Origin of the sequence: Streptomyces sp. ADI95-17, from assembly GCF_003846175.1 — a bacterium.
GTDB lineage: Bacteria > Actinomycetota > Actinomycetes > Streptomycetales > Streptomycetaceae > Streptomyces > Streptomyces sanglieri.
On sequence record NZ_ML123047.1, the window covers coordinates 629241 to 641570 of the forward strand.

A 12330-nucleotide genomic window follows, 5' to 3' on the forward strand; every position below is an offset into this window, starting at 1 on the left:
ACAGTCGACTTTCCTCCCCAATCGGGACTAACTACTCTCGGGGTATGCCGGAGCAGGACCCGAAGGACTCACTCGAAGCGGCTACCCAGGCGACCCGCAGCCTGCAGGGCCTGTCCACCGAAATCACCGCCCGCATCCCGCAGCTGCTGGAGGCCATGCGCTCCGTCGGCGCGGGCCTGGAGCTGCACTCCACCCTCGACCGGATCTGCGAGACGGCCGCCGAACTCGCCCACTCCCGCTATGCCGCCATCGGCGTCGTCGACGAGGAGGGCGAGGGGCTCTCCGACTTCGTGACCTACGGGGTGCCGGACGAGGTGGCGGACGAGATCGGTCGCCGCCCCGACGGGCACCGGGGGCTGCTGGGCGCGCTGATCCACGACCCCGCGCCGGTGCGGCTCGCCGATCTGACGGCGGATCCGAGGTTCGCCGGCTTCCCGCCCGGCCATCCCCCGATGCGGACCTTCCTGGGCGTACCGATCCGGGTGCAGGGGGAGATCTTCGGGAACCTCTATCTGGCCGAGAAGGACGACGACGGCGAGTTCAACGACTACGACCTGCACATGGTGCGGGTGCTCGCCACCGAGGCCGGGATCGCCATCGGCAACGCCCGGCTGTACGAAGCGGCACGCCAGCGCGAGCGGTGGATCGACGGCTCGGTGGCCGTGACCACCGCGCTGCTCTCCGGCGGGGACGCCGACGACGCGCTCTCCGTCGTCGCCGAACAGGCACGTCGCCTCGCCGACTCCGCCGCCGGGATCGTGCTGCTGCCCACCGAGGACGGCGGGCTGGAGATCGTCGCCGTCTCCGCCGACGACCCCACCTCCTCGCTCGGGGTGATCATCGGGCCCGAGAGCCCGGTGGCGGCGAAACTGCTGGGCGGCGAGGCGGTCTTCGTGGACGATTCGGCCACCGACGCCCGCATGGTCACCAGGCTGGCCTCTCGGTACGGCCCGAGCATGCTGCTGCCCCTGCACAGCGGCGGGCGGGTGCTCGGCGCGCTCGCGACTCCCCGCGCTCGCGGCGGCCGGCCGTTCACGGAGACCGAGCGGACCCTCGCCACCCAGTTCGCCTCGCAGGCGGCGCTCGCGCTGATGATGGCCGAGGCACAGCGGGACCGGGAGCGGCTGGCGGTCTACGAGGACCGGGACCGGATCGCCCGTGATCTGCACGATCTGGTCATCCAGCGGCTGTTCGCCACCGGGATGATGCTGGAGAGCGCCCAGCGCCGGTCGGTGGTGCCCGAGGTGCAGACCGGCATCGGCCGGGCGGTCGACGAACTGGACGTGACCATCCAGGAGATCCGTACCGCGATCTTCGCGCTCCAGCAGGAACCCGCCGAGGCGCCGTCCGGGCTGCGCACCCGGGTCCTGCGCGAGATCAACATGGCGGCGGTCCCGTTGGGTTTCAAGCCCTCGCACCGCTTCCTCGGCCCGGTCGACGCGCTGGTCGGCGAGCTCACCGGCAAGAACCTGATCGCGGCATTGCGGGAGGCACTGTCCAATGCCTTCCGGCATGCCGAGGCGTCGCTGATCGACGTGGTCGTCGACGCGACCGCCACGCTGCCCGACGGGAGGGACGCGGTACGGCTGTCGGTCGCCGACGACGGGGTGGGCATCTCCGCGGGCGGCCGGCGCAGCGGACTGCGGAACCTGGCGCGCCGGGCGGAGTCGCTCGGCGGCGCGAGCTGGTTCGGACCAGGGATCGGGGAGGACGGAGGTGGCACGACGGTGGTGTGGGAGGCGCCCCTCTGAGGCGTTCCTCTGAGACGTCCCTCCGAGACACCTGTCCGAGACGCCTGCTCACGCATGCGGTGTCGGCTGTCCGGGCTCAGCGCCCGGTGTCGGCTGCCCTGCGCTCGGCGATGATCCGCTCGATGACGACCGCGACGCCGTCCTCGCCGTTGGTGACGGTCCGGCCGGTGGCGGCGGCGAGCGCGGCGGGGTGGGCGTTGCCCATCGCGTACGAGGTGCCCGCCCAGCTCAGCATCTCCACGTCGTTGGGCATGTCCCCGAAAGCGACGACCTCGGCGGGCGAGATGCCGCGCTCGGCACAGCAGAGCTCCAGCGTGCTGGCCTTGGAGACCCCCGGGCCGCTGACCTCCAGCAGGGCCGTCGGGCTGGACCGGGTGAAGGAGGCACGGTCGCCGGCCGTCGTACGGGCCAGGGCGAGGAAGTCGTCCGGGGCCAGCGTGGCGTGGTGGGCGAGGAGCTTCAGCACGGGGACACCGGTGCCGGGCGTCTCCTCGTGCAGCAGTTTCTCGGCGACGGCGACCGTGGCGCCCGGGTCCAGGTGGAACGGCGGATAGTCCGGCTCGTAGTGGATTCCGGTGGCCAGCTCGACGGCGAAGGTGGTGCCGGGCGCGGCGGCGCGCATCGAGCGGACGACATCGAGAGCGATGGCGCGCTCCAGCGGCCGGACCTTGACCAGCTCGCCGCCGGCGTGCAGATCGGCGACCGCCGCGCCGTTGGCGCAGATCGCCAGGCCGTGGCCGTGCACGTGGTCGCTGACGACATCCATCCAGCGGGCCGGGCGTCCGGTGACGAAGAAGACCTCGATACCGGCCTCCTCGGCAGCGGCCAGCGCGGCGACGGTGCGGTCGGAGACCGTCTTGTCGTCGCGGAGCAGGGTGCCGTCCAGGTCGGTGGCGATCAGCCGGATTGCGGCAGGCGAGGGCGAGTCGGTAGCTGAGGTCACCCGTCCATTCTCACGTACGAGGGTGCACGGGCGTGCGGAGGGGCGCACATCTGAGGATGCGCGCCCCTGACCAGGTGAACATGCCTGGTGCATATGCCAGCGGTTCTGTGGACCGGTTCCGGCGGGCCGGCTCCGGCGGCGGCCGGGTCAGTGACCGAGCTGGGCCAGGCCCTCGGTGGCGATGCGCTCGAAGACCTTCTCGTCCGCCGCGAAGTCGGAGTCGGGGATCGGGTTGTGGATGACGATCTCGGTGAAACCGAGCGCGAAGTGGGTGCCCGCGAAGTCCACGAAGGCATCGAGCGACTGGAGCGGGCGGTCCGGGGTGAAACCGGTGAGAAGGATCTTGTCCAGCTCGGCGGCGTCCCGGCCGGTGGACTCGCAGGCGGTGCCCAGCCTGGTGAGCTGCCCGCGGATGGCCTCCACGGATTGTTCGGGGGTGCCCGTCTCGTAAAGCTTCGGGTCGCCCGTGGTGACCCAGGCCTGTCCGTACCGGGCGGCGAGCTTCATTCCGCGCGGGCCGGTGGCGGCCACCGCGAACGGCAGCCGGGGCCGCTGCACACAGCCGGGAATGTTCCGGGCCTCGTTCGCCGCGTAGAACGTGCCCTCGTACGTCACCGAGGGCTCACGCAGCAGCTGGTCGAGCAGCGGTACGAACTCGTCGAAGTGGTCGGCCCGTTCGCGCGGCGTCCACGGCTGCTCGTCGCTCCGGCGCAGTGTCGTGGCGTCGAAGCCGTTGCCGCCGGCGCCGATGCCGAGGGTGAGACGCCCGTCGGAGACGTCGTCGAGCGTGATGAGGTCCTTGGCGAGCGTGACGGGGTGCCGGAAGTTGGGGGAAGTGATGAACATCCTTCGGCCCGAGTTCGACACCGAGGCCGGATCCATCCCGACCGGCAGCTGACGATCCTCGTGGCCGACCGGAACCTCAAGACCCGTCCCAAAGGCCCACAGCCCGCGCCCCGGCTAGCTCCTCACCCCCCTCACGGAGAAACCGATCGTGATGCACGACCGCCACCCCATCAGCACCCCCCGGCACACGTCCGTCGCCGGCGAAGTCGTCCAGGATCTTGGACCGTTTGCGGCAGGCGTTCGGACGGGCTGCCCCGGGCGGAGCCAGTAGTACCCCGAGTCCGACTCAAGGCCGGTCCTCGGGGATCTCCGCCCCGGGGGTGGCGGAGACGGCCCAGCGCCAAGGGGCGCCTGGCCGGGAGGTCGGGACCGAGGGCAGCCCCGACCAGGACGAGCTCCACGCCGTCCAGCAGCAGATCCTTCGCCCCGCACATGCCACCGAACCGGCGGCCGGCGAACGAGCACCGCAGAGCGTGCAGCCGACGATTCGCCGCTTCACCGGCACCAAGCGGACCGTCCGTGTCGGACCGTTGCGCTTCACCGGCGACGAGCACGCCGCGCTCCAGGAGGCCGCAGCCGAGCACGGCTATAAGGGGGAATCCGGCTTCACCGCGGACATCGCTCTCGCCTTCATCACCGGCCGGTTCACCGCCAACCTGCCGCTGTCCGAGGACCGCCGCCGCACCCACATGTTCCGCGCCCAGGTGCTGCGCGAACTCAACCGCATCGGTGTCAACGTCAATCAGATCGCCCGCGCCCTCAACAGCGACCTCACCCCGCCCGACGTACGTGACCGCCTCGACGAGCTGCACCACCTGCTGAACCTGATCGCCGAGGCCCTGCGCGAACCGACCGACACCGAGAAGGAGCAGGCCGCGTGATAGCCGCCATCAAACCGGCCGGAGCCAACACCCGTGGCCTGCTCGCCTACCTCTACGGACCCGGCCGCCACGACGAACACCTCGACCCGCACATCGTCGCGGGCTTCGCGATGCTCGGCATGCCCGACCCCGGCCGGAACCCGGACGCCACGCTCACCCAGCTCGCCCACCACCTGGACGAGCCGGTGCATCTCCGGAATAGCGAGTTCGGGAAGAAGATCACCGACCACGTCTGGCACTGCCCCGTCCGCGCAGCACCCGAAGACCGGCACCTCTCCGATGCCGAGTGGGCCGACATCGCCCAGCGCATCGTCGAAGCCGCCGACATCGCCCCTCCCGGCGACGACCTCGGCTGCCGGTGGATCGCCGTACGCCACGCGGACGACCACATCCACATCCTCGCCACCACCGTCCGCGAAGACGGCCGCCGCCCCAAGCTCCACGGCAGCGGCATCCGCGTCGGCGACGCCTGCCGCCAGATCGAGACCGACTACGGCCTGCGCCAACTGAAGAAGGGCGACCGCACCGCCGGAAAGCGCCCCACGCAGGCAGAGATGCACAAGGCCGAACGCCTCGGCTGGGACCAGACCAGCCGCGACTGGCTCCAGGACCGCATCCGCGCCGCCATCCCCCACGCCGGCAACACGGAAGAACTCCTCGCCTACCTCGAAGCCGACGGCATCGCGATCAAACCCCGCCGCGGACCGTCCGGAGACCTCCTCGGCTACGCCGTCGGCCGCCCCGGCGACCTCAACAAGGACGGCGAACAGATCTTCCATCCCGGCGGAAAGATCGCCCCCGACCTCACCCTCCCCAAGCTCAAGGCCCGCCTGGAAACCACTGCACCCGAGGAACACCCCACCGCACGCCGACAGCGCCCCACCACCCCCTGGCACCAGGCAACCGACGCCCTCGACACCCTCCACCAGGGCATGACCGACGCCACCCACGCCCAGGCCCACATCACGGCACGCGGCGAACTCATCGAGGCCACCGCCCAGAAAGCCCCTGCCCCTTCCGAGCCGAACTACGAACCGCTAAAAGGACATTCGCCCGCGCCCAGCGCTCCCAGATCCGAGCCGAGAACCAGGCCGCCCACACCCTGCGCCGCGCGGCCCGCGACATCGCCCGCACCGCCACCGCCCCTGACGGCAGCACCTTCGCCGCCCTACTCGCCGCCCTCGTCTGGGCCACGATCATCGCCGCCCGCTGGCACGAGACAAGGAACCACGCCCACCAAGCCGAAGCCGCCCGCCAAGCCCTGCACCACCTCCAGACAGCCGCCGACCACGCCCTCGTCCCGGTCGTCGACAGCCTCGCCGCTCGTCAGCCGAGCGACCTGGCCCGCCGAACCCTGGCCAATGACGTCCGGGCCGCCGTCCCCGACCACGCCGACCACATCCTCACCGACCCCGCCTGGTCGGCCCTCGCCGCCGTCCTCGCCGATGCCGAAGCAGACGGTCACAAGCCACACCAGCTCCTCAAGGAAGCCGCTGCTCGTCGCGAACTCGGCACCGCACACAGCCCGGCCCGTGTCCTGATCACCCGCATCCAGCACACCAGCCGCAACCCCGCACCCAACTTCCGAGCCGAAGCCGCCCGCCTCCGCTCGACCCTCGTGTCCACGCGCAGCACACACCAGACCCAAACGCCTACCAAGGCATTTGCGCCCGTCACCGATCAACGCCGCCAACGCCGCTGACAGCTGGAAGGGACAAGTCCGGCCCGGCTTGGCTGCTATTGCTCGTAGGCCCACGCCTGGCCGGTCTGGCGGTACTCCTCCACGGGGATGGGAGCGACGCCCGTCCGCATCTGTGCGGTGTAGAGCAGGCCGTCGAGGTGGTCGATCTCGTGGTGGACCAACCGGGCGAGCCCGCGTTCGTAGGTAGTGGAGACCAGACGGCCCTCCAGCGTGGTGGTCTCCACTGTGATCCACAGCGGCCGAGGGACCATGCCGCGAACGTCGAAGAACGACAGGCAGCCCTCGTACTGCTCGTCTTCCTCGCTGGAACGGTCGGTGATTCGGGGGTTCAACAGGACAATTGCCGGAGCCTCGGGGGCGTGGGGCTGGACAACGGCGGCGGCACGGCCGATGCCGATCTGGGGCGCCGCGATGCCCATGCCTTTGGCGAAGGGGTGGACTTGCCCGATCCGCTCCATCGAGGAGAACAACCGCTCAATGGCCTGCTCGGCCGCCTCGCGCTCAGTCGGCAGGTCGAAGACGCGCGCCCGCTCAGCAAGAACGGGGGCCCCGCGCTGCACGACGCCGAGGTCCCGCATTTGTTCACTGGGTCGCATCTGGATCACCTGAACTCCCCGTTATCCGCTTCATGTTCGGGACTTGCCCGGAACCGCCACTCCAAACGGTATCGGGCGTGGAGCGCGGGTGCGGAAGTGCTCCAGGCGAAGACGCGCACCCCTCCCTCCTCGCGCTGGACCGGCGCCGTTCGCAGCGGAGCCGCTTCGGCGGTCATGGACGTCTCGGTGCCCCACACAGCGGGGTCGAGTTCAGCAGGAAAAGCGAGTTCAACCACCAGATGCTCGGTAGGCAGGCGGACGGCGCGCTGGAACCAGCGGCCCCACTTCTCCTCGCCCACCGAGTAGGCGTACTCGATCCACACCGACTCACCCGGGTAGAGAGGGAAGCGGCCCTGCTCGTTCTCGAACAGCAGCCACACCTCCTTGAAGGCGTCGCGGTCGTGCTTGGCCTGCCAGCGCATGGCCTCCCCTCGACAGGTCGCGGTCAGCGAGAGCTCGTCCCAGGTCAGCGGATGCTCGCGATAGTGGGCGTTGGACTGTTCCGGCTCGCCCGGGTAACGGTCGACGCTGATGCGGATCAGATAGCGGGTGATGGGCTCACTGCCGGTGTTCCGCAACAACCGACGCATCGTGAGCCGGTGGAGGCACCCGTCGTAGTCAAGGCGGGCAGCATCGTGCTCGACAACGATCGCCGAGCCGGTCGCATACGGCTGCTCGGAACGGCGAGGGGCGGGTACGACCGCCGCCGGCGCCACAGGAGCCCTGGCCGTCTCGTACTCCAGCCAGCGCTTCCAGATGGCCTTGCCCGCGTTCAGAGCCTCCTCCGCACGACGGGCGAAGTCCTCGGTCGGCTTGTGCCGACCCAACTCGACGTGGCTTACGTAGGACGGGTCGAAGCCCATCCTTCTGGCCAACTCCCGCTTGGCCAGTCCCCGTACCTCACGCCAGTAGGCGACCTCAGCCGCGAACGCCTCGGCGGTCTGCTCAACCGTCAAGGCATCGTTCCGCGCATCCATCAAAGCCCCCGCCCCGGCCATCGGATGAGATGAATGAACCGTGAGTGATCTCGATTCACCATTCTGTCACGGTCCCGTCCGCCAGTTTCCTTCCTCTACCGGCCCAGGTCGACCCCCGGGCCTCAACGAGGAGGACCCCAGCGATGCGCGTGCTGTATCTGCTCAACGTCTCCAACTCCAGTCAGCTGTCCGCCGATTCCGGCTACACCTTCGCCGACATGCTCGCCCCGGCCCTGACCGACGCCGGGGCAGAGGTGACCGTGGCCTCGCCCGTCCCGGTCGGCGACACCCGCGTGCACTTCGCGCTTACCACCTCGCCGTCCACCAAGTACCGGGCCCGCTTCGATCCCGGCATGGACGCCCTGGTCGCCCTGATCCGCGACCGGCGGCCCGAGGTCGTGGTGGCCAACCAGATCGAGGCCGCACCCGCGATCCGGGCCGCGCTCCTGGAAGCAGGGGTGGACGCGCTGATCGCGGGCTACTGCCACTACCTGCCGTTCTCCTTTACCGGCACCGGCGTCCTGGAGCTGGCCCCCGCGATGAACGACCGGGGCCTGGGCCGCAGCGTGCTGTTGGCCTTCGCCGCCGGCCTCGGGGCCTGCGACCGCGTCCTCGTCCACTCCTCCACCGCCGCCTCCTGGACCACCGCAGCCGCCCGTACCGGCGTCGAACTCGGTGACAAGCTGTACGTCGTCCCCGCCCCCAGGGACGTACGGCTGGTACGCGACCCAGCCGATATGACCCCGCCTCAGGGCAGGGCCACCGGCATCTACAACCACCGCCTGTACAGGCACTACGGCACCGCCCGCTTCACCCAGCTCGCCCGGCGTCTCGTCGCCGATGCCCCGGTGCGGCTCCAGGTGATGGACCTGTTCGGCACCCGCAGCCCCGAGCGAATCCGCCTCGACCCCAGCCCCGAACAGCACCTGGAGGAGCTGGCGACCACGGACGGCGTCACCATCGCCTCCGACCGCGGCGACCGCATCCGCTACCGCAACCTGCTGGCCGGCGCCCACTTCGGCATCGCCCCCTTCCGCCTGGGCTGCCCCTGGTCCATGTCGGTGATCGACTGCCAGGCGATGGGCCTACCGGTGATCGGCCCACGCACCGGCTGGCTGGCCGAGCACATCGACCACGAGCTGCTGTTCGACACCGACGAGCAGGCCGTCCAGATCGCCGAGCGCCTCGCCACCGACGCCGAGTTCTACCTGGTGCACGCCAAGCGCGCCTACGCCTCCACTGCCGACCTCACGCCCGCCGTGGTGGCAGCCCGTTACCTGGAGGCGATCAAGTGACCGGCTTCGAGGCAGTGCAGCTCTCGTACGACGAGCCGCTGGCCGGCTCTCTGCACACCCGCCTCACCCGGGTACTGGGCGGCACCGTCAAGCGCCTGCACGGAGTCCGCGGGATGCGACGCGCCTACCGACTCACCGCCGAGCTGGTAGACACCGAGCAGTTCTTCCTCGCCGATGGTGACTTCGCCATCGACCCCGAGTTCTCCACCGCAGCGGTCCAGCCTCTGGCCGACGGTGTGGCGATGCGGGTCTGGCAGGCGGTCAACCCGGTCAACGGCCTGACCTACGGCTACGGCGGCCTCAAACTGATCCGCCGCTCGGCGCTCAGGGAGATGGGCCAAGCCGTCGACGTGCTGGCCGCACTGCCCGGCCGCGTCGAGTTCTGCCGCCGGACCGCCGGGGTCACACGGTTCAATCAGAGCCCGTTCCACGCGTGGAAGGCAGGCTTCCGAGAGTGTGCGATGCTCGCGCGCGGCAGCGAGTACGGCATGACCGACGCCTCCGCCCAGGAACGCATCGCCGCCTGGACGGCTAGCCGCGACGGCGAATTCGCCGCCTATGCGGCGGCCGGCGCCCGTGACGGACTCGGCTTCGCCAAGGCTGCTGCCCGAGATGCTCCGCGCTTCGAGGCTCTCAATGACCCGCCCTGGCTGCACCAGCACTTCACCACGCTGTACGGCGAGCAGGCGGTCACCGGATGAACACCGCTCCCGGGCCGCTGGTGCTGATCGAGCCGTACGCACACCGGGGCGGCGGACACCACCAGCGCACGCTGGCGGCGCTCGCTGCCGTACGGCCGGGCAGCCTCGTCATCGCCCCCGGCGGACTGAGCGAGGACCTGGCCCCGCTGGTTCGGTCGGGCGCCCGAGTCGCTGCCGGTCCGGCCGGACCGGCAGCGAGGATCCTTCTGGCCGTCGCGCGGGCGGTAGTCCGCGTCGCTGGCGCCGGTCAGCGGGTCTTCGCCTCCCGGAGCTGGCCGCAGACGGTCCGCAGGTCCCCGCACCAGGTCACCCTTTTCGCCCGGTGCCTGACCGAGGCCGCCTGCCTTCGCACCGCACGCCGCCTCGCCCCGCGAGCCTCGTCAGTGGTGATCCTCAGCGCGAGCGAGGCCCTGCACGGTGCCGCCGCCCTGCTCGGCGGCGCCCCGCACCTGCGGTTCGTCCACGAGGCGGTCACCACCGAAGACCGTCCCGTCCGGTGGCTGAGCCGGCTCGCCCGCAAAGGCGAGAAGCGGGTGATCGCGCTGTACCCAACCGCCGCCGTCCGTGACCAGGTCGGACCGCACTTCCCTCACCTTCCCGGCGAGGTGCGGGCGTTCGCGGTTGATGACGGACGCCCGCTTACCGACTCCGAGCGCGGCGGAGCCCGCAGCGCCTTCACGATCCCCGCAGACGCGAAGGCAGTGTGCGTGGTCGGCGGCTGGTGGCTGTACAAGGACATCCCCACCGTCGATACGGCCCTCGCCCGCCTCACCGCCCCGCTTCACGTCCTGGTGTGCGGCACCCCACTGGACGACGCCGTCTTCACACGCTGGCACCAGCTCCCCAACGTCCACCTGCACACCGTGCCCGGCCCGGTCGGCGACCAGGTCTTGCGGCTCGTGTACGCCGCTGCCGACGCGGCCCTCGTCGCCCGGAAGTCCGGCGTGGGCAAGGAATCAGGACTGGTCATGGACGCCGTCCGCCTCGGCGTCCCTCTGATCGTTTCCGCGCACGACCCCGAGCTGACCGCCCGCCTCGCCGGGGAACCCTGGACCCGGCTCTTCCCGGCCGGTGATCCGGACGCCCTCGCCAACGCGCTGGACCAGCTCACGGCAGATGTTCCCGCCCGCCCGGGCCCGTCAGCGTGCGGGGCTCTGGACATGAACTCGGCGGCCGACCAGGCCACCTTCCTCACCGACACCTACACCCGCCTGACCAAGGAATACCGATGAAGACGCCCGTCTCTCCAGCCCTGGTCGCGGTGGTGGGCCCGGTCGAACCGGCCCTACTGGCCGCCTGGACCGCCCACTACCGCCGGCTCGGCATCGAGCGGTTCCACCTCGCTTTCCACTTCCCCGACCACATCCACGACGCCTGGCGGCACCAGCTCATCGCGGCCAGCCACGACCTCGGCATCGTCCCTGCCCGGATCAGCACCGGACCCTGGCACGAGCACACCAACACCCAGCTCCGCGACTTCCTGCGCGAGCAGGCGGGCCCCGGCTGGCACCTGATCGCCGACTCCGACGAGTTCCAGACCTACCCCGCCCCACTCACCGAGATGATCGCCCGGGCCGAGTCCGCCAAGCACAAGGTGACCGGCGGGCTGATGCTCGACCGCGCCACGAACGACGGCCGTCTGGCGCTCTGGCGCCCCGAAACCGGACTGGACCGGTCCTTCCCGCTCGGCGGGCACCTCACCCACCGGCTCCTCAAGGGCGACCCCCGAAAGATCGTCCTTGCCCACTCCTCGGTAGCCGTTGCGTCCGGCAACCACCGGGCACCGGGCCACAAGCCAGACCCGGACACGCTCGCATGCGTGCACCACTTCAAGTGGCGCTCGGGCGTCCTGGACGACTTGCGCCGACGGGTCGACCGGTTCACGTCCGGCGAGTGGGCCGAGCGCACCCCGGCCGTCCGCAGCGAGGCGTCCCGCCTGTTGCAGCACATCGACCGCCACAACGGCCGGATCGATGTCGCCGACCCGCGTCTGGCCTTCCGTCACGTCACGCTTGATCGGCTGCCGAGAGACTGGGCCGTCGAAGCCGCCAAGATCACAGCCGTCTGGCGCCCGCACACGGCTCAGAGCCAGCCCGGCTCCACGATCTCCTCGCCCTCGTCCTGAGGCTCCTCGAAGCGAGCAAAGAAGTCGTCCAGTGCCTCCGGGGTCACGACCAGCGCGTTGGCGTCTTCCCGCTCATTACGCTCCGCCAGCCTGCGTAGCAGCTCGTCGCGCTCCACCGGAAAGTACAGCAGCCGCCACCGGCCGCCGGCCGCCTCCACCAGATCCTTCATCGTGTCGCGGTCCTTGCGCGGCCACAGCCCGTGGTCCCACACCACGTCCCGGCCCTCGGCGACCAGCTCGGCGAGCCGCTCGTGCAGCTCGGCGACGACCGGAGCCTCCTTCTCGAAGTAGGTGTTCTCCGGGTAGTCGACGCCGTACCGACCGTGCCGCTCATGGACGACCTCGTCCACCGACAGCCGCACAGCGCCCTCCGGCTCCAACTTCCGCTGGGCATAAGTGGTCTTCCCAGAGCCGGTGAGCCCCACCAGCAGGAATACCACCGGAGTGCGCTCGGTCACCGCCAACTCCCTTCAACACCACCAGCGTCCCTTGGTCAGTCTGCCACCGTCGGTC

General features: G+C 70.5%; 10 protein-coding genes and 2 pseudogenes. 7 read left to right on the forward strand and 5 right to left on the reverse strand.

Annotated elements, in window-relative coordinates:
* Positions 1-44 precede the first annotated feature (44 nt).
* Complete coding sequence (locus tag EES42_RS21835) at positions 45-1751, forward strand: sensor histidine kinase (protein WP_124719922.1); 1707 nt, start codon at positions 45-47, stop codon at positions 1749-1751.
* Between the two features lie 76 nt (positions 1752-1827).
* On the opposite strand, the gene EES42_RS21840 is transcribed toward EES42_RS21835, so the two are convergent.
* Positions 1828-2694: a Cof-type HAD-IIB family hydrolase gene (locus EES42_RS21840; RefSeq protein ID WP_241196501.1), complete on the reverse strand. Its 867-nt coding sequence runs from the start codon at positions 2692-2694 to the stop codon at positions 1828-1830.
* Between the two features lie 147 nt (positions 2695-2841).
* Positions 2842-3534 (reverse strand): annotated as a pseudogene (locus EES42_RS21845) (LLM class flavin-dependent oxidoreductase); the annotation flags it as partial.
* Between the two features lie 326 nt (positions 3535-3860).
* On the opposite strand from EES42_RS21845, the gene EES42_RS21850 reads away from it, so the two are divergent.
* Both EES42_RS21850 and EES42_RS21855 read left to right on the forward strand, forming a co-directional pair.
* The gene (locus EES42_RS21850; RefSeq protein WP_124719924.1) at positions 3861-4421 is read left to right on the forward strand and encodes a MobC family plasmid mobilization relaxosome protein; all 561 of its coding nucleotides are present in this window, start codon (positions 3861-3863) and stop codon (positions 4419-4421) included.
* Positions 4418-6123: pseudogene (locus EES42_RS21855) on the forward strand (mobilization protein). The gene EES42_RS21850 and the pseudogene EES42_RS21855 overlap by 4 nt, the downstream one beginning before the upstream one ends.
* A 35-nt stretch (positions 6124-6158) precedes the next feature.
* Here the strand turns inward: EES42_RS21855 and EES42_RS45630 are convergent.
* Both EES42_RS45630 and EES42_RS45635 read right to left on the reverse strand, forming a co-directional pair.
* On the reverse strand, positions 6159-6701 hold the full coding sequence (locus EES42_RS45630; protein ID WP_241196502.1) for a peptide deformylase: 543 nt from the start codon (positions 6699-6701) through the stop codon (positions 6159-6161).
* Between the two features lie 23 nt (positions 6702-6724).
* Positions 6725-7696 carry a helix-turn-helix domain-containing protein gene (locus EES42_RS45635; RefSeq protein ID WP_206433531.1) on the reverse strand — a complete coding sequence of 324 codons (972 nt, stop codon included), beginning with the start codon at positions 7694-7696 and terminating at the stop codon, positions 6725-6727.
* A gap of 143 nt (positions 7697-7839) precedes the next feature.
* Here EES42_RS45635 and EES42_RS21865 point away from each other — a divergent pair, with 143 nt between their 5' ends.
* From EES42_RS21865 to EES42_RS21880, 4 genes are read left to right on the forward strand one after another with little or no spacing between them, the layout of a single operon-like run.
* Positions 7840-8991, forward strand: a complete 1152-nt coding sequence (locus tag EES42_RS21865; protein ID WP_124719925.1) for a glycosyltransferase family protein — start codon at positions 7840-7842, stop codon at positions 8989-8991.
* The gene (locus tag EES42_RS21870) at positions 8988-9692 is read left to right on the forward strand and encodes a hypothetical protein (protein WP_124719926.1); all 705 of its coding nucleotides are present in this window, start codon (positions 8988-8990) and stop codon (positions 9690-9692) included. The genes EES42_RS21865 and EES42_RS21870 overlap by 4 nt, the downstream gene beginning before the upstream one ends.
* A complete protein-coding gene (locus tag EES42_RS21875) occupies positions 9689-10924 on the forward strand; it encodes a glycosyltransferase (RefSeq protein ID WP_124719927.1) in 1236 nt (411 codons plus the stop codon). Before EES42_RS21870 ends, EES42_RS21875 begins: the two co-directional genes overlap by 4 nt.
* Positions 10921-11817: a glycosyltransferase family 2 protein gene (locus EES42_RS21880; protein ID WP_124719928.1), complete on the forward strand. Its 897-nt coding sequence runs from the start codon at positions 10921-10923 to the stop codon at positions 11815-11817. Before EES42_RS21875 ends, EES42_RS21880 begins: the two co-directional genes overlap by 4 nt.
* Here the strand turns inward: EES42_RS21880 and EES42_RS21885 are convergent.
* Positions 11775-12275 (reverse strand): P-loop nucleotide/nucleoside kinase family protein, encoded by a 501-nt coding sequence (locus EES42_RS21885; protein WP_206433532.1) that lies wholly within the window; start codon positions 12273-12275, stop codon positions 11775-11777. The two genes, EES42_RS21880 and EES42_RS21885, sit on opposite strands and share 43 nt — an antisense overlap.
* Positions 12276-12330: the final 55 nt, after the last annotated feature.